Raw genomic sequence first — 18,145 nt, forward strand, 5'->3', positions numbered from 1 at the left:
CGTAATAGTAACTTCTTATAGATTTATAACGCAAGGACATTTAATATTATCTTAACGAACTCATATCTGTGAATATAGTTTTCTCTAAAAATTTTAAGGGTGATACAGAAGCAATCAAGCAATGTATCACAGATTTTGATACTTCCGGTAAGAAGTTTGATGAGCGCAAGCGCAATTCTTTAAAGCTTTTTGAAGTAGGAGGAAGCGTGATTAATGTGAAGTCCTTTAAGGTGCCTAATCTTATTAATAGAGTAGCTTATAAATATTTACGTAGCTCTAAAGCAGCAAGATCTTTTGAGTATGCTCATAAACTTTTAGAAAACGGTATTCTTACACCACAGCCCATTGCTTATTTTGAGGAAGAAGGACTGTTGTTTGGACATAGTTTTTACGTGAGTAATCATCTTAACTATGACCTTACGTATAGGGAGCTATGTGAAGCATCTCCTTACTTAGGAAATAAAGATATATTGAGTGCTTTTGCAAGGTTTACGTATAATTTACATGAAAAGGGAATACACTTCCTTGATCACTCCTTAGGTAATACCTTAATTGTAATTACGGATAAAGGATATGATTTTTACCTAGTAGATCTTAATAGGATGAACTTTGGCCCTATGGATTTTGAAACGCGTATGAATAATTTTGCGCGATTATCTCCACGTCCAGAGGATATTGCAGTAATGGCTAGTGCTTATGCTGCAGAGAGTGGTGATAATGAGAAAAAAGTATTTGATGCGATGCTGGCATCGGTACAAAATTTTCAAGAAGCATTTTACAAAAAGAAACGACTTAAAAAGCGTTTAAAATTCTGGAAACGCTAGTGACAGGTAAATCTTTCTGTGCAAAGAAGGCATATAGTCACAACACTTTGCTAATAGCGGAGTAAGTAATTAAATAAGCCCTACCTTCGCGACTTTAAGGAAGTGACTACATTTAGGTCATTTCACAAAACCTTTATATGTCATTTAAATCTTTAGGGCTCTCTGATGCCCTGCTCAAAGCTGTGAGCGAAAAAGGCTATACAACGCCATCACCTATCCAACAAAAAGCAATTCCAGAAGTACTCAAAGGCAAAGATGTCCTTGCAAGTGCACAAACAGGAACAGGAAAAACCGCAGGATTCACACTGCCTATGATCCATAGGCTTATAAATAACCCAAAACAAGGACGCCGTAAGATAAGAGCACTAGTACTTACACCTACAAGAGAGCTTGCTGCTCAAATACAAGAGAATGTATTAGAGTACAGTAAGTACGTAGATATAAAATCTATGGTCATCTTTGGTGGAGTAAACCAGAACCCACAAGTACGCACCTTACGTCAAGGAGTAGATATTCTAGTTGCCACTCCTGGTAGACTATTAGATTTACAGAACCAAGGTTTATTGAGCCTTTCTGATGTAGAGTTTCTAGTACTTGATGAAGCAGACCGTATGCTTGATATGGGCTTTATACACGATATAAAGAAAGTATTAAAAATGGTTCCGGCGAAAAGGCAGAACCTCCTTTTTAGTGCAACCTTTAATACAGATATTAAGAAGTTTGCAAGTAGCATTCTTACTAATCCTGTATTAGTAGAAGCAACACCAGAAAATACTACTGCAGAGAAAGTTGATCAAAAATCGTATAGAGTAGATAAGTCTCGTAAAACAGAAATGCTTATCAAATTTATAAGAGAAGGAAACTGGGATCAAGTGCTGGTGTTTACAAGAACTAAGCACGGTGCAAACAGACTTTCTCAAAAATTAGAGAAAGACGGAATCTCATCTGCAGCAATACACGGTAATAAAACACAAAACGCAAGAGTAAAAGCACTTGCTGGTTTTAAGAGTGGGAAAGTTCGCGTACTTGTAGCAACAGACATTGCTGCTCGTGGTCTTGATATTCCTTTATTACCTTATGTAATTAACTACGAGCTTCCTAATGTGCCAGAAGATTATGTACACCGTATAGGTCGTACTGGTAGGGCAGGAGCAAGTGGTCAAGCAATATCACTAGTAGGAGTAGATGAGGTAGATTATGTAAGAGGAATAGAAAAACTATTAGGAGAAAAGCTACATAGCGAAGTATTAGAAGGTTTTCAGCCAACAGACACCCTAGCGCAGATCAAAAAAGAAGCTGCCGAAAATAAAGCAAGACACCAACAAGGACGTCGTAACGCACGTAATGGTGGAGCACGAGGAAAAAGTACTGGAGGGAACAAAGGTTCTGATAGTAGAAACAAAAATTCAAGAAGACGTTAATAGTTTTCTTTAATAAATATGATACCTCTTATCTACATGGATAAGGGGTTTTTTTATGCTTTCGCGAAAGCGTAAGTTAAGTAATCTTTATTATTCTTAAACTTATTTAGAATAATTAAAGATAAGGTTGTCTCTTTTTCAACTACGTATTATTTTTGCCGCATGATACAAACAACCATATTATGAAGATTCTTCGATATTTTTTGATCATTGCACTTATAGCGCTTGTAGTTATTCAATTTATTAGGCCAGATAAACAAGAAGGGAATTATCTCGCTATAGAAGAATTTGAAACAGAAACTAATATGCCTGCAGAGGTTAGAGCGATATTCAGCAACAATTGTTATGATTGTCATAGTGGTGTGACCACATATCCTTGGTATGCAGATATTGCACCTTTATCTTATTGGCTAAATGATCATATTAAAGATGGTAAAAGACATTTTGATGTAGAAGACTGGAATAACTATTCCCTTAAGAAAAAAGACCATAAACTAGATGAGCTCATAGAAGAAGTTGAAGAGGGAGAAATGCCTCTAAAATCATATACATTGGTTCATGGAGACTTATCTGACGAAGAAAAAGAGCTTTTAGAAAATTGGGCAAAAGAAGTTCGAGACCAGATACAGAGCGAGATGGTGGTGCAGTAAAAACAGCAAAAATCAATTTTAACACATTCTTATTCTTATTTATTCTAAATAAGCTTGCGAGAATTAGAAATGACTATTATTTTTGCCGTCGTAAACAAATTCACTATTTATATTAAGTCTAAATAAAAATGAAAAACTTCTTACCAATAGCATTAGCTATTACGACAATCGCCTTTACATCATGTGAAGATGACGATAGCCCAGTAATCGAACAAGAAATTGAAGTAGTTGCACCAGCAACTTATTCTTTTGAAAGAAATGGAGAAAGCACTGTAAGCTTCTCAGGACAAACAACACGCATCGCAATGGCACAAGAAATTGTGAGCGAGATGAGTGATTTTGATAATGCTTCTATAGCATCATTAACAGACATGTTTGCAAATGAAAATAACCCTTTTGAGAATGCAGATTTAAATGCATCTGACAAGAGTGTAAAAAGTAAAGTAGCTGCTTCTACAGATTATTTTTCTACAAATGCGGCAGCCTCTGCTGAAATTAAAGCATATATAGAGTCACACTTCACAACACAAATAAATGAAGTATTTCCAGCTCGAAATACACAAGCATCTGTAGGTGTTGCTGGACAAATAGCAGATGGAGAAAGTACTCGCTACGTAGCCGGAAATGGTTTTGAATATAACCAAGTAGTAGGAAAGAGTCTTATAGGTGCTTTGATGGTAGATCAAATGCTTAACAATTACCTAGGTACAAACGTACTAGACGCAGGTACTAACGTAGCAGATAATGATGCAGATGTACTTGTAGAAGGTAAAGTTTATACAGACATGGAGCACAAGTGGGATGAGGCTTTCGGTTACCTTTTTGGTAACAGTGTAGATCCAGCAAATGCAAATGCTACTATAGGATCAGATGACTTCTTTTTAAATAGATATTTAGGCCGTGTAGAAGGAGATGAAGACTTTGCAGGTATTGCTCAAGATGTTTTTGATGCTTTTAAACTAGGTCGTGCAGCTATCGTTGCAAAGGATTACGAATTAAGAGATGAACAGGCAGAAATCTTAAGAACAAAAATCTCTGAAGTTATTGGAGTACGTGCAGTTTATTACTTACAGCAAGGTAAAAATGCAGTAGAGCAGGGTAATTATGGAACTGCATTTCATGATCTATCAGAAGGTTTTGGATTTGTATATAGCTTACAATTTACACGTAACCCTGATACAGATGCACCATACTTATCTAGAGAAGAAGTACAAGGAATCGTAAGCCAACTAACAGCTGGTAACGGACTTTGGGAAGTTACACCAGCAACCCTTGATTTGATTTCAACTACGATAACAGATCGTTTTGACTTTACGGTAGAACAAGCGGGAAGCTAATAAAGAGTAATAGCCACTTACAGGGAGCTCATTTGCTCCCTTTTGGTGGTAAAAAGAAGAATTAATTATGAAAAATATTTTTGGAATTATAGCAATTGCTTTGTTCTTTTATGCATGTGGTAGTGATGATACAACCATTACAACAGACGATACTGGGACAGAAAACACAAGTAACTTTGATCGTAGCGCGATGCTTACTAACTGGGCAGATAATATAATTGTACCAGGTTATGTAGACTTTAATGCAAAGGTAAATACGCTAGAAAGCGCAACAGCAGCATTTACAGCAGATGCTAGTGATCTTACTGCAGTGCGTGCCGCATGGTTAGACGCTTATACAACATGGCAACGTGTTTCTATGTTTGAAATAGGCCCAGCCGAAACGGTGAACCTACGTCTTAACGTAAATATTTACCCAGCAAATGTTACAACCATAGAGAGTAACATTACTAACGGTTCTTATGATTTTGGACTTTCATCCAATCGCGCTGCCAAAGGTTTTCCAGCAATCGATTACTTGTTGTATGGTCTTGGAGCAGACGATGCTGCGATTCTTGCAGTTTATAATGGAACAGAAGGAGCAGATTATAAGCAATATTTAAATGATGTTGTGGCAGATATGAAGCAACTTACGGCATCAGTATTAAGCGAGTGGCAAGGTTCATACAGAGCTGCTTTTGTAGAAAATGATGGAGCTTCGGCGACGGCGTCTACAGATCGTTTTGTAAATGATTATATCTTTTACTTTGAGAAGCACTTAAGAGCAGGAAAAATGGGAATTCCTGGAGGCGTATTTTCTGGTAATGTAGAAGTTGGCAATCTTGAAGCACTGTATGCAGGCAACCTTTCTAAAGAATTATTTTTAGTAGGTCTAGACGCAACTCAAGACTTCTTTAATGGAAAAGCATACAATACTAGCGCTCAGGGCGAAAGCTTATCATCTTATCTTGATGAACTTAATGCTATAGAAGGGGATGTATTTTTAAGTTCGATTATTAATGCTCAATTTGATGTTGCACGTGCTTCGGTAAGTGCATTGGGTAGTTTTGAAAGCGAACTTTCTCAAAATCCTCCTTCTACATTCTTAGAGTCTTATAATGAAGTACAGCGCCTTGTACCACTTCTTAAAGTAGATATGGTAAGCGCAATGAGCATAAGTATTGATTTTGCAGATGCAGACGGAGATTAGATCTTAGATGATACAGCAAGTCAAAAGATATTTAAATACACAAAGAGAGGCCGCACCACTAGCGGTCTTTCGTGTGTCTTTTGGGTTGCTCATGCTAGCCAGTCTCATCAGATTCTGGAGCTACGGTTGGATTGAAAAATTTTACATTGCACCATCCTTCAATTTTACATTTTACGGTTTTGAATGGGTGCGTCCCTTAGGGAATTATACCTACTTATTATTTGCGATATGTGCGTTAAGTACAATCATGATAACCATAGGTTATAAATACCGTTTGGCTATCATTGTCTTCTTTTTGAGCTTCACGTATATAGAGCTCATGGATAAAACCATGTATCTCAATCACTACTACTTCATCAGCATGCTTAGCTTCCTGATGATTTTTATACCTGCTGGCTCTTATTTTTCTATAGATGCGTTACAGCTTTCGCGAAAGCGTACAGCTACATCCATCCAGTTTGTGCCTCGCTGGACAATTGATAGCATCAAACTACTGCTGGGGATAGTGTATGTGTATGCTGGCCTAGCAAAACTTAATAGCGATTGGCTCATTAAGGCAATGCCGCTTAAAATCTGGTTGCCTTCTAAATTTGATATTCCGTTTATAGGTGATTTATTGGGTCAAGAATGGGTGCATTATGCCTTTAGTTGGTTTGGAGCGGGATATGATTTGTTGATTCCTTTTTTCTTGCTCTGGCGTAAGTCGAGGCCTGTTGCATTTATCATGGTTATTATTTTCCATGTGCTTACACGAGTGCTGTTTCCTATCGGGATGTTTCCGTATGTGATGATAGTGAGTGCGTTGATTTTCTTTGATGCAGCTTTTCATAAAAAGATTATTTACGCTTTCGCGAAAGCGGTAAAATATCCACAACAGTTATTAGAAACTACACAGCGTTATACATCAAGAAACCCTAGTCTAGCAAAGACTTCTATAGTTATTGTAGCCATGTTTTTTACAGTCCAACTACTCTTGCCATGGCGTTACCTAGCATATCCTGGTGAGTTATTCTGGACAGAAGAGGGCTATAGATTCTCATGGCGAGTGATGCTCATGGAGAAATCTGGCTATGCACAATTTAAAATAGTAGATGGCGTAAGCGGAAAGCGATTTTATGTAGATAACACAGATTTCTTAACGCCACTACAAGAAAAGCAAATGAGCTTCCAGCCAGACTTTATTTTAGAATATGCTCACTATCTTCGCGACCATTTTGAGAGTCAGGGTCACCAAGAGGTAGAAGTCTACGTGGAGTCTTATGTTGCTCTTAATGGAAGGTTGAGTACCGCATATATTGATCCCAAAGTGGATCTTGCGCAAATAGAAGATTCTTTTGCTCATAAAAATTGGATTATACCATTTACAGATGAAATTAAAGGTTTATAGTACGTTGTTATTGATGTTATGTGCGCTTTCTATGAGTGCACAATTTACATTCTCAGGAAAAGTCACAGACGCTACAGGTGCTGGTGTTGCTGAGGTTGAGGTATATGTGCGCCAGGCAAATATGGTCGTTACTACAGATGCTTCTGGAGCGTTTACATTTGATAATGTGCCATCTGGAAGCTACGCGGTAGTTGTTTTTGGCTTTGCTTATGAGCTTGTAGAAGATCAAGTTTCAATTACCAATAATGTTACTAAGAATTATACCCTTCAAGAGCTAGGGGAATCACTTTCTGAAGTGGTACTTACAAGCCGTCGTGAGAAGATTTTTGCACTTCGCTCACTTAAAAAAGTAGAGGGAACAGCAATTTATGCTGGTAAAAAAAGTGAAGTAGTACTTGTAGATCAACTTACGGCAAATCTAGCGGCAAATGCACCTAGACAGATTTATAGTCAGGTAGTAGGACTCAACATTTACGAGAATGGAGATGCAGGATTGCAACTCAACATTGGAGGAAGAGGATTAGACCCTAATCGCTCTGCCAACTTTAATATTAGACAGAATAACTATGATATAAGTGCAGACGTTCTTGGATATCCAGAGAGTTACTACACGCCACCGGCAGAGGCTCTTAAAGAAATTCAAGTAGTACGTGGAGCAGCATCATTGCAATATGGAACACAGTTTGGCGGGTTGATAAATTTTAAATTTAGAGAGCCAGTAAAAGACAAAAAAATAGAATTGATATCAAGACAGACAGCAGGTTCTTATGGGTTGCTTACCTCTTTTAATAGTTTAAGTGGTACGGTAGGGAAATTCAGTTATTACACCTACTTCAATTACAAAGAAGGAGACGGCTGGAGACCTAACTCTCAGTTTAATAGCCGTAATTACTTTGCGCACGCAGCATACCAGCTTAGTGAGAACACTAAAATAACGGGAGAATTAACATTGTTTAATTATCTAGCCAAACAGGCTGGAGGTCTTACAGATGCTCAATTTATAGAAGACCCTAATTTTAGTAACCGTGGTCGTAACTGGTTTGATGTAGACTGGAAAGTATATTCTTTACGCCTTGATCACGCCTTTAGTAATAAAACAGATTTTAGTTTAAATGTTTTTGGTCTAGACGCACAACGTAGTGCCGTAGGTTTTAGAACAAACAGAGTATCACAGCCAGATGATTTAGAAGAACCTAGAGAATTGCTAGTGGATAACTTTACAAACTGGGGAGCAGAGGCACGCTTGCTTACGAGATATAAGATAGGAGAGAAGGATGCTGTTTTCTTAATAGGAAGTAAATATTATGATGCAAGTAACAGTCAGCAGCAAGGACCTGGAACTACTGCAGATGATGCAGATTTTAGTTTTGCTAAAGAGCAGTTTCCTAATTATGAGCGTCAAGCAGAATTTGATTTTCCTAATAGAAATCTCGCAATTTTTGGAGAAAACATTTTTAATGTGACAGACAGACTTTCTATAACTCCAGGTTTTAGATATGAGCAAATCAAAACAGAGAGTGCAGGTTCTTTTAATAATGTGGTGGTTGACCTAGCGGGTAATTTACTTGTAAATGAGGATATAGCAGATAATAGAGTTTTTGACCGTGATTTTTTACTGTTAGGTGCAGGCGTAACGTATGATCTATCTCCAGCAGTTGAATTGTATGGGAACTTTAGCCAGAATTATCGTTCTGTTACATTTAATGATATTAGAATTACAAATCCATCATTTGTAGTTGATGAGAATATAACTGATGAGGAGGGTTTTACCGTTGACTTAGGTGCTAGGGGTCGCATAGTTAATAAGTTTGCTTACGACTTTAGTTTATTTGGTGTGCGATATGATGACCGCTTAGGGGAAGTGCTTTTTGTAGATACAGATAATAGTATAAAGAGACGTCGTGGCAATATAGGAGATGCATTTATTTACGGCCTAGAATTTTTTACCGATTGGAATATAAAAAACACATTTTTTGAAGAACAATCAGATTATAAACTTAAGCTCTTTACAAACCTAGCGCTTACGAGCTCAGAATATTTAAGTTCTGATGCAAATGGTGTAGAGGGTAATGAAGTAGAGTTTATTCCAGATGTAAACTTTAAAACTGGGGTAAATTTTGGATATAAAAATTTTACAGGAAGTGTACAGTACACATACCTTACAGAACAATTTACAGACGCATCAAATGCTCCACAAGACGTAAATGATAATCAACGTGGTATAGAGGGGACAATACCTTCATACGGAGTGCTAGATATTTCTGCAGCTTATACTTGGAAACGTTTTAAACTAGAGGCTGGATTAAATAATGCGCTGGATGAGTCTTACTTTACAAGACGTGCTACAGGATATCCTGGCCCAGGGATTATACCTGCAGAGCCGGTTACTTTTTACACTACGCTACAGATTAAGTTATAATTATTCGTTGAGTAGTCTTAACGGGGGATTGTGAACTTTAAATAAGGCACTATTTTTTGGCTTCAGCTAGAGGGTGCTCATTGTATAATATAGGTTGCAGTTCTTAAATATGATTTTTGACTCGCAAGGTTTACATATTATCTGTATTTTTGCACGCAATTAATTGTTAGCGTGGATTTATACTTTATTCGCTTTCGCGAAAGCGTAATAATCCACTCTCACTTCTTAAAACAATAATTGCGATGACTGCACACGAGAATAAAATCTTAGGAGAAGGACTTACGTACGATGACGTACTTTTAGTACCAGCATTTTCTGAAGTACTTCCAAGAGAGGTTAGTATACAATCAAAATTTACCCGAAACATCACACTTAATGTACCTATTGTCTCTGCGGCAATGGACACAGTGACAGAAAGCCGTATGGCAATAGCTATAGCGCAAGAGGGTGGAATAGGCGTGTTGCATAAAAACATGACGATTGAGGAGCAAGCTATTAAAGTGCGCAAAGTAAAGCGTGCCGAAAGTGGAATGATTATCGATCCAGTTACATTACCTCTTGAATCAAATGTAGGCGATGCAAAAGCAGCCATGAAAGAGCATAGCATAGGAGGTATTCCTATTGTAGACGATGCCGGGAAATTGATAGGTATTGTGACCAACAGAGATTTACGTTTTGAGAAAAACAATGATCGTCCGGTAAGCGAGGTAATGACTTCAGAAAACCTCGTTACAGCTGCCGAAGGAACGTCACTACAACAAGCAGAAGAAATTCTTCAAAATCATAAAATTGAAAAGCTACCTGTAGTTACAGATAGCAATACACTTATAGGTCTCATCACTTTTAGAGATATTACAAAACTTACTTTAAAGCCTAACGCAAATAAAGATATCTACGGGAGACTGCGAGTTGCAGCTGCGATAGGTGTTACTGGAGATGCTGTTGAGCGCGCAGGAGCTTTAGTAAAAGCAGGAGTAGATGCTATTGTTATAGATACTGCTCACGGTCACACTAAAGGAGTGGTGGAAGTACTTAAAGCTGTAAAGAAAGAATATCCTACACTTGATTGTGTAGTAGGAAACATTGCAACTGGAGCTGCTGCAAAATATCTTGTAGAAGCAGGAGCAGATGCGGTAAAAGTAGGTATAGGTCCGGGATCTATATGTACTACGCGTGTAGTGGCAGGTGTTGGTTTTCCACAATTTAGTGCAGTACTTGAATGTGCCGCAGCTATTAAAGGAACAGGAGTTCCAGTAATTGCAGATGGTGGAATACGTTATACAGGTGATATCCCTAAAGCAATTGCTGCAGGAGCAGATTGTGTGATGCTAGGATCATTACTTGCAGGAACTAAAGAATCTCCAGGAGAGACTATCATCTATGAAGGGCGTAAGTTTAAATCTTATCGTGGAATGGGTTCTGTAGAAGCAATGAAGCAAGGATCAAAAGATCGTTACTTCCAAGATGTAGAAGATGATATTAAAAAACTAGTCCCAGAAGGAATAGTAGGTCGCGTACCATATAAAGGCGAACTGAATGAGAGTATCCACCAGTTTGTAGGTGGTCTTAGAGCAGGAATGGGATATTGCGGAGCTGGAAGTGTAGATGCACTAAAGGAAAATGGACAATTTGTAAAAATTACGGCTAGTGGTATTAACGAAAGTCACCCACACGATGTGACAATTACAAAAGAAGCACCTAATTACTCTAGATAAATAGGCTGCTTTTATTAAAGCTTAACTTAATTTACAAAAGGCAATCCAGCTTAGGATTGCCTTTTGTTTTGATTAAATAAACGGGTCAAGTGTCTTAAAGTCTCCTTAAAATCTTGTACTTTTACACCCCGTAAACGAACTACAGAAAAACCTTCAATGGCATCTACAAAATACATCTTCGTAACGGGCGGAGTTTCTTCTTCTCTAGGTAAAGGTATCATCGCTGCATCGCTAGCTAAATTACTTCAAGCCAGAGGCTACAGAGTTACTATCCAAAAATTAGATCCTTATATAAATATTGATCCAGGTACTTTAAATCCTTACGAGCACGGTGAGTGTTATGTAACAGATGACGGTGCTGAGACAGACTTAGACCTAGGTCACTATGAACGTTTTCTTAACGTTCCTACATCACAAGCAAATAATGTCACTACAGGACGCATTTACCAAAGCGTTATCGATAAAGAACGTCGAGGAGAATTCCTAGGTAAAACGGTTCAAGTAATCCCACACATTACCAATGAAATCAAGGAGCGTATCCAGATTTTAGGTAAAAGTGGAGATTATGATATCGTTATAACAGAAATAGGTGGAACCGTAGGTGATATAGAATCACTTCCATATATAGAGAGCATCAGACAACTTAAGTGGGAATTAGGAAAGCAGAATTCGTTAGTAATTCACTTAACGCTTATTCCTTTCCTTGCAGCAGCAGGAGAGCTTAAGACTAAGCCTACACAACATAGTGTGAAAACACTTATGGAAAGTGGTATCATGGCAGATATCTTAGTATGTCGTACTGAGCATGAACTAGGATATGAGCTCAAGTCAAAACTTGCTCGTTTTTGTAATGTAGAGCAAGAGGCAGTGATAGAGTCTAGAGATGCAAGTACTATTTATGATGTACCTAATCTTATGCTAGAGGAAGGGCTTGATGTAATTTCCCTTAAGAAATTAGATCTCTCAGATACTACACAACCAGAGCTCACTGGATGGAATGAGTTTATTGCAAAACATAAGAACCCAAAATCTACAGTTACTATTGGATTGATAGGGAAGTATGTAGAGTTACAAGATTCTTATAAATCTATACTTGAATCATTCATTCATGCAGGTGCAGAAAATGAGGTAAAAGTAAAGATAGAAAGTATACATAGTGAGCATATTACTCCAGACGTCATCAAAAATAAAATAGCAAAACTAGACGGTGTTCTTGTGGCGCCAGGTTTTGGAGAACGTGGCATAGAAGGAAAAATTAAAGCGGTACAGTACGCTAGAGAGCACAAAATTCCGTTTTTAGGAATCTGTCTTGGGATGCAAATGGCGGTGATAGAATATGGTAGAAACGTTTGTAATCTAGAGAAAGCAAACTCTACAGAGATGGACGCAAATACTCCGCATCCAGTTATTGGATTAATGGACGAGCAAAAGAACATCACAGAGATGGGAGGTACCATGCGTTTGGGAGCTTGGGCTTGTAAATTGGAGTCTAACAGTATTGTGAGTGATGTTTATGGTGAGGAAGTAATTATGGAGCGTCACCGTCATAGATATGAATTTAACGATGCATACCGCGAGCAGCTAGAAAAGGCTGGAATGAAAATCACGGGGACAAATCCAGACACTGGACTTGTAGAAATTATAGAATTAGAAGACCATCCATGGTTTGTGGGAGTGCAATATCACCCAGAATATAAGAGTACGGTATCTAATCCACATCCGTTATTTGTGGCATTTGTAAGAGCAGCTGTAAGTTATGCTCAAGATAGTACGCGTGCCACTATGTCATAATTTACAATAATGGAGGCAGAATTGCTTTGAGAAAATCACGCTTTCGCGAAAGCGTAATAAAAACACTACCTAAATACAATTGATGAAAAAGAACTTCGACACAAATTCTCTTATCGGAATGCTCCTAATGGGAGGGATTCTAGTATGGATTATCTATTTTAATAAGCCTACTCCAGAAGAAATAGAAGCACAAAAGGCAGCACAAACAGAACAACTTCAAGAAACTGAGGATGATGTTGCCGCACTGCCAGTAATGGATGCTACGCCTGCAATTGCGACAGATTCTTTAAGTAATGTAGCATTACAAAATAGATTAGGAACATTTGCTTACTCTGGTTCGCTACCATCTGCAAAGGAAGGAGCAACCACTACGATTGCAAATGATGTATTGGAGCTTAAAGTAAGTAATAAAGGAGGATATATAACAGAAGTAAAACTGCTTAAACACAGTACTTTTGATTCAATTCCTGTATATCTTATTAAGGATGGAAATAGCCAATTCAATGTAAGTTTTAGCACGGCAGATAATCGTAATCTTAATACTAAGGACTTATTTTTTGAGCCTACCTTATCAAAAAATGGAGGGAATGATGTCCTGTCTATGAAGCTTAAGGTTTCTCCAAGTGAATACTTAGAGTATCGTTATGAGCTTAAAGAAGGAGATTATATGATGGATTTTGGGATGAAGTCTCAAGGGCTTTCTTCTCGTTTAAATACGTCTAACCCTATGCGTATGCAGTGGGATTTTAAAGGAATGCGTCACGCACGTAGCCAGTCTTATGAAAATAGATACACACGTCTTACTTACAAGTATGAGGAAGATAAGACAGATAAGTTATCTCCAGCAGGAGATGACGATGAGATAGAAGAAGATCTTGTGTGGATGAATTACCGCCAGCACTTCTTTAGCTCGATGCTTATTTCTGAGACTCCATTTAAAGAAGCAAGATTATCATCTACAGATTTATATAAGGAGGCAGATGATAGAGATGAGGTGACTATTTTTACAAAAGAATACAAGTCTGATGTATTGCTAGAAGCAAAAAATGGTGAGATAGACTATGCCATGCAGATGTACTACGGTCCTACAGATTATACAATCCTAAAATCTTATGATCAAGGCCTAGATGAAGCAATGCCTTTAGGATGGGGGATCTTCGGGTTCTTAAACAAATACTTAGTAATTCCGTTTTTTGCATTCTTAACTGGATTCTTACCAGCGGGAATTGCAATTATCGTAATGACTATTTCAATCAAGTTATTATTATCACCTGTACAGTACAAGCAATATACTTCTCAAGCTAAGATGAAAATCTTAAAGCCAGAGATTGCAGCAATTTCTGAGAAGCATAAGGACAATGCAATGAAGAAGCAGCAGGAAACAATGGCGCTTTACAGCAAAGCGGGGGCAAGTCCCGCCGCAGGTTGTTTACCAGCATTATTACAGATTCCTGTGTTTTATGCACTATTTACGTTCTTCCCATCTGCGTTTGATTTAAGAGGAAAGAGCTTCTTGTGGGCAGATGATTTATCTAGCTATGATGAGATTGCAAAGCTTCCGTTTGAAATTCCTTTTTATGGAGATCACGTGAGTTTATTCCCAATACTTGCAGCAGTTACTATTTTCTTCTCAATGAGATTAACTACAGGTAACCAGCAAATGCAACAGCCTACGCAAGAAGGAATGCCAGATATGAGTAAGATGATGAAGTACATGATGTATTTCTCTCCACTACTTATGCTTGTTTTCTTTAACCAGTATGCAAGTGGGTTGAGTTTGTATTACTTCATATCAAACCTTCTTACGATTGGTATTATTTTGGTAATCAAAAACTTCATCATTGATGAGGAAAAGATTAAAGCAAAAATCGAAGTGAAGAAAGCTAAGCCTAAAAAGCAAGGTAAATTTGCTAAGAAAATGCAACAGATGATGGAGCAGGCAGAGCAACAACAAAAAGGAAAGAAATAATACACCTGTAGTATTACTACTTCATATTTACTTAGAAATCCCGTCTTTATTGAGACGGGATTTCTTGTTTTTAAATGAGAGGTGTGTAATTATATAATGTCTATGTGCTGAAAACTAAAATTTGAATCGCAATCTATAGGTTGAGATTTAAACTTTTATTTAACTCTGCTAAGTGTTCTGGAGGAATAAGTAGATATCTTTTTGATGCCGAATCATCACTTATATTGAGAAAACGATTTCTTTTTGTAGAGTCCTTCAAAATGGAATTTATAGTTTGAACAATACTCTTATCTGCATAAAAATCATCTGTGTCTGCGAGATTAATTTTATATGTTTTATTTGAATTTTTTAGCTGTAAATAGATTTCATAATGGTCTATTTTATTTTCATTCTTGTAAACTACTACTTGTTTATAAAGTAGTTCAAGTGAAAATTTTTCTTTTAGACATGTAGAGAATTTCTCAAGAATACTTTCATAATTGTTGGGAAACTCTCCTGACTCTGCTTCATAATCAACTACACATATATTATTTACGTCTATAAAATTATCTAATAGTAATTGTTTTGGATATTCGCGTTCATAGGGTAAATAACTCTCATAAATTAATTCATGTTTCAGAGAATCTTTTTTGGGAGAATTTGTGTATCCAAGGGAATTGAAGAGTCCATTGAAATAGTCCAAAGAATTATGTTTTTTTTGATAAGTTTCTATTTTATGACTAAATAGATTGAAATTTTCGGGGTTATTCGTTTTAATTTGTTTCTTATTTTTCGTGTAATATTCTTTAATTCTTACAACTTCATTTTCACTTTGTGAACCCATCAATATTGTTAAAAGATCTAATGCATTGATATCTTTATTATTTTCTATAAAGGATTTCCTCAAATGAAAGGCCTCATATTTTCTACCTATATTTTTTATATTATCATCATTACTTTTGGCTAAGAAAGGTATTAGTGTAGCCCATTCTTCTGTATTTAACAATTCACTTCTGTGAATTACATCAAATAGGATAAATACTTTATTGTAACTGTAGATGTCCTTATTAAAAAGCTCTAGCGTCAAGTTTGAAAAATCACTTTGAATTGTAGAATCTTCAGATAGGGCGTATCTAATTAAAGTTCGTTTTGAAGGAAATCTTATATTTTTGTCGACATTTTTTTCGAGGAGAATTTTGGATAAATAATTGAGGCTAGCCATCAAATCGCTTTGAGATAGAATTTCTACTAATTGGATTTGAATATTCTTCTTCAGTGGCTGTTCTTTATTTAAGTTAAACAAAATAGAATCTTTAACATTTCCATAATTTGCTTCACTCATAAACTGAAAAGCAGAGATGAAATAGGCATCCTTTATTCTGTTGTTACGAATATCTTTCGCATACTTTGAAATGTCTGAATAAAACAACTCTTTGAATTCGAGTTTCAATTTAGATAAATCTTCTTTGCTATTTCTAACCTTAAAGAAATCGATTTTTCTTTGATCATCATTTTTAGATAGATATTCATTTTGAAAACTATCGTCAAGTATACTTTCGACTTCAGCTTTAGAGATAATTGATTTAGATTTTTTTGTAAAATCAGGATAACTATTTACTATACTTATTTCGCCATTTGTTTCATTAGCTAAATTGAGTGAAGCTAGTTCTTCATTAAATAAATCCTCATAATCTAAATCATCGGCGGTATACTGTTTGTCGTAAGTATACTCGGTTTGTTTATCTTCCTTTTTGCATGAGAATAAGAAAATTAAAAGTAGTAGGGGATAGGTTTTCGATAACTTCATAAGCAATGGTAAAGTGTTTTTTAAGAGATCAATATAATCATATTTGAGTTTTTTTTTCTGTGATTGTATCACGTTTTCGCGAAAGCGAAATAAAAATTCTTATTCTCATTGTAACAAAAGTAATACTGCTTCGTCTTCCTTATAACTAACCAATTAATCGATGGACCAACATAAGTTCATAAATCTTGTAACTCCTTTTAAGGATAAAGTGTACCGCGTTGCAAAGCGGTTGCTCGTATCTGATGATGAAGCTCAAGATGCCACGCAGGAAGTACTACTGCGTTTATGGACAAAGAGGTCCGAAATTAAAAAATATCGAAGTGTTGAAGCATTTGCGATGACGATGACAAAAAATTATTGCTACGATAAGCTCAAGGCAAAAGGAAGTAATAATCTTAAAATCGTTCATAATAATTATGAAGATCACTCAGGTAATACAAGTAAGCATATAGAAGTTGCAGATGAGGTAGCTTGGGTTTTTAAACTCATCGAAGATTTACCAGAGCAACAACGACTTATTGTACAAATGAGAGATGTTGAGCAAATGGACAATGCAGAGATTGCTGTGATACTCGAGATGAATGAAACTGCTGTAAGAGTTGCATTGTCAAGAGCTCGCAAAAAACTAAGAGAAGAATTGATTAAAAAACGAAACTATGGAATCTCATAATATAGAGAAGCTACTAGATGGTTACTTTGAAGGAGCAACTACGCTTAAGGAAGAGCAGGAGTTGAGAACTTATTTTGCAAGTGATCAAGTGGCGCCGCACTTAGAAGAATATGCTAGCATGTTTACGGCATTTAGTGTCGCTTCAAAGGAAACTTATGATGCACCAATAGTGCTACCTCAAAAACAACGATCAAAGTCTATTTATAGATTTGCAGCCAGTGCTGCAGCTGCAGTTATTGTGGGACTAGTATTATGGACGCAAAGTACACAAGTAGATGCTAGTATTTCTACTAATTATGAGAATGAAGAACTAGCCATCTTAAAAACAAAACAAGCACTTGGGATGATGTCCCAAATGATTAATCAAAGTACGACACAGCTGGAGGTGGTGCAAGAATTTGATAAGGCATCCAGCACTTTATTTAAATAAAAATTCAAATTAAAAATATTATGAAAAAGTCAATAATGTTAGTGGCATTTGCCCTCGTAACTTTAGTAGGTTACGCACAAAGTCCTTTTGATAAATACGAGGATGTAAAAGGAGTTACTTCTATAGTAATGAATCAAAAGATGTTCAAGCTGCTTAGTAAAGTAGATCTCAACTCATCTGACCCAGAAATGCAAAAGTATATCAACCTTGTAGACAATCTTGAGAATGTAAAGATGTACACAAGTGCAAATACGGGAGTAATGGACCAGATGAATGGTACAATGAAGAGTTATATCTCAAGTAGCAATCTTCAAGAGCTCATGAGAGTAAAGGACGATGGTAAGAATGTAAAATTTTATTACAAGGAAGGAAGTAGTGAAGATTATGTAAAAGAATTTGTAATGTTCTTAAATGGAGATATGGATGGTGAGAAACGTGCTGTATTCTTTCAAGTAACAGGAAACATTGATCTCAAGCAAATCTCAAAACTTGCACAAGATTTAGACTTTAAAGGTAGTGATGCTCTTAAAGAAGTAGGTAATGCAAAAAAATCTTAA

The 18,145-nt window shown here is 36.6% G+C and carries 14 protein-coding genes; 13 read left to right on the plus strand and 1 reads right to left on the minus strand.

From position 1 onward, the window contains the following. Window positions 1-68 precede the first annotated feature (68 nt). From DCS32_RS12530 to yidC, 10 genes are all read left to right on the plus strand, one after another. A complete protein-coding gene (locus DCS32_RS12530; protein WP_108878581.1) occupies window positions 69-824 on the plus strand; it encodes a Kdo domain containing protein in 756 nt (251 codons plus the stop codon). 137 nt (window positions 825-961) lie between these two features. Continuing rightward, complete coding sequence (locus tag DCS32_RS12535) at window positions 962-2,245, plus strand: DEAD/DEAH box helicase (RefSeq protein WP_108878582.1); 1,284 nt, start codon at window positions 962-964, stop codon at window positions 2,243-2,245. Between the two features lie 182 nt (window positions 2,246-2,427). After that, window positions 2,428-2,895 (plus strand): heme-binding domain-containing protein, encoded by a 468-nt coding sequence (locus tag DCS32_RS12540; protein ID WP_108878583.1) that lies wholly within the window; start codon window positions 2,428-2,430, stop codon window positions 2,893-2,895. Window positions 2,896-3,023: 128 nt separating this feature from the next. Beyond that, window positions 3,024-4,232, plus strand: a complete 1,209-nt coding sequence (locus DCS32_RS12545; protein WP_108878584.1) for a DUF4856 domain-containing protein — start codon at window positions 3,024-3,026, stop codon at window positions 4,230-4,232. Window positions 4,233-4,299: 67 nt separating this feature from the next. Further along, window positions 4,300-5,421 carry an imelysin family protein gene (locus DCS32_RS12550; RefSeq protein ID WP_108878585.1) on the plus strand — a complete coding sequence of 374 codons (1,122 nt, stop codon included), beginning with the start codon at window positions 4,300-4,302 and terminating at the stop codon, window positions 5,419-5,421. Between the two features lie 7 nt (window positions 5,422-5,428). Next, window positions 5,429-6,808: an HTTM domain-containing protein gene (locus DCS32_RS12555; RefSeq protein ID WP_108878586.1), complete on the plus strand. Its 1,380-nt coding sequence runs from the start codon at window positions 5,429-5,431 to the stop codon at window positions 6,806-6,808. Continuing rightward, window positions 6,789-9,227, plus strand: a complete 2,439-nt coding sequence (locus tag DCS32_RS12560; protein ID WP_204161778.1) for a TonB-dependent receptor — start codon at window positions 6,789-6,791, stop codon at window positions 9,225-9,227. Before DCS32_RS12555 ends, DCS32_RS12560 begins: the two co-directional genes overlap by 20 nt. A 242-nt stretch (window positions 9,228-9,469) precedes the next feature. Continuing rightward, a complete protein-coding gene (guaB, locus tag DCS32_RS12565; RefSeq protein WP_108878587.1) occupies window positions 9,470-10,942 on the plus strand; it encodes an IMP dehydrogenase in 1,473 nt (490 codons plus the stop codon). Between the two features lie 156 nt (window positions 10,943-11,098). Further along, window positions 11,099-12,733 (plus strand): CTP synthase, encoded by a 1,635-nt coding sequence (locus DCS32_RS12570; protein WP_108878588.1) that lies wholly within the window; start codon window positions 11,099-11,101, stop codon window positions 12,731-12,733. Between the two features lie 82 nt (window positions 12,734-12,815). Further along, a complete protein-coding gene (yidC, locus tag DCS32_RS12575) occupies window positions 12,816-14,702 on the plus strand; it encodes a membrane protein insertase YidC (protein ID WP_108878589.1) in 1,887 nt (628 codons plus the stop codon). Window positions 14,703-14,835: 133 nt separating this feature from the next. Here yidC and DCS32_RS12580 read toward each other — a convergent pair whose 3' ends face one another. Next, entirely contained in the window at window positions 14,836-16,488 is a 1,653-nt protein-coding gene (locus DCS32_RS12580) for a hypothetical protein (RefSeq protein ID WP_162533654.1), read from the minus strand. A 160-nt stretch (window positions 16,489-16,648) separates the two neighbouring features. Between DCS32_RS12580 and DCS32_RS12585 the strand changes: the two genes are divergently transcribed. Genes DCS32_RS12585 through DCS32_RS12595 form a run of 3 tightly spaced genes read left to right on the plus strand, consistent with a single transcriptional unit; the run spans window position 16,649 to window position 18,145 of the window. Beyond that, window positions 16,649-17,158: an RNA polymerase sigma factor gene (locus DCS32_RS12585; RefSeq protein WP_108878591.1), complete on the plus strand. Its 510-nt coding sequence runs from the start codon at window positions 16,649-16,651 to the stop codon at window positions 17,156-17,158. Further along, complete coding sequence (locus tag DCS32_RS12590; protein ID WP_108878592.1) at window positions 17,145-17,588, plus strand: hypothetical protein; 444 nt, start codon at window positions 17,145-17,147, stop codon at window positions 17,586-17,588. The genes DCS32_RS12585 and DCS32_RS12590 overlap by 14 nt, the downstream gene beginning before the upstream one ends. A 20-nt stretch (window positions 17,589-17,608) precedes the next feature. Continuing rightward, complete coding sequence (locus tag DCS32_RS12595) at window positions 17,609-18,145, plus strand: DUF4252 domain-containing protein (protein WP_239057525.1); 537 nt, start codon at window positions 17,609-17,611, stop codon at window positions 18,143-18,145.

Origin of the sequence: Dokdonia sp. Dokd-P16 (assembly GCF_003095655.1) — a bacterium.
Taxonomy (GTDB): Bacteria; Bacteroidota; Bacteroidia; order Flavobacteriales; family Flavobacteriaceae; genus Dokdonia.

Bases quoted from the DNA above. Each gene is read 5' to 3' on its own strand.
- DCS32_RS12590 (WP_108878592.1), top strand. From the start codon at position 17,145: ATGGAATCTCATAATATAGAGAAGCTACTAGATGGTTACTTTGAAGGA.
- DCS32_RS12550 (WP_108878585.1), top strand. From the start codon at position 4,300: ATGAAAAATATTTTTGGAATTATAGCAATTGCTTTGTTCTTTTATGCA.
- DCS32_RS12555 (WP_108878586.1), top strand. From the start codon at position 5,429: ATGATACAGCAAGTCAAAAGATATTTAAATACACAAAGAGAGGCCGCA.
- guaB (WP_108878587.1), top strand. From the start codon at position 9,470: ATGACTGCACACGAGAATAAAATCTTAGGAGAAGGACTTACGTACGAT.
- DCS32_RS12580 (WP_162533654.1), bottom strand. From the start codon at position 16,488: ATGAAGTTATCGAAAACCTATCCCCTACTACTTTTAATTTTCTTATTC.
- yidC (WP_108878589.1), top strand. From the start codon at position 12,816: ATGAAAAAGAACTTCGACACAAATTCTCTTATCGGAATGCTCCTAATG.
- DCS32_RS12545 (WP_108878584.1), top strand. From the start codon at position 3,024: ATGAAAAACTTCTTACCAATAGCATTAGCTATTACGACAATCGCCTTT.
- DCS32_RS12540 (WP_108878583.1), top strand. From the start codon at position 2,428: ATGAAGATTCTTCGATATTTTTTGATCATTGCACTTATAGCGCTTGTA.
- DCS32_RS12585 (WP_108878591.1), top strand. From the start codon at position 16,649: ATGGACCAACATAAGTTCATAAATCTTGTAACTCCTTTTAAGGATAAA.
- DCS32_RS12570 (WP_108878588.1), top strand. From the start codon at position 11,099: ATGGCATCTACAAAATACATCTTCGTAACGGGCGGAGTTTCTTCTTCT.
- DCS32_RS12535 (WP_108878582.1), top strand. From the start codon at position 962: ATGTCATTTAAATCTTTAGGGCTCTCTGATGCCCTGCTCAAAGCTGTG.
- DCS32_RS12560 (WP_204161778.1), top strand. From the start codon at position 6,789: ATGAAATTAAAGGTTTATAGTACGTTGTTATTGATGTTATGTGCGCTT.
- DCS32_RS12595 (WP_239057525.1), top strand. From the start codon at position 17,609: ATGAAAAAGTCAATAATGTTAGTGGCATTTGCCCTCGTAACTTTAGTA.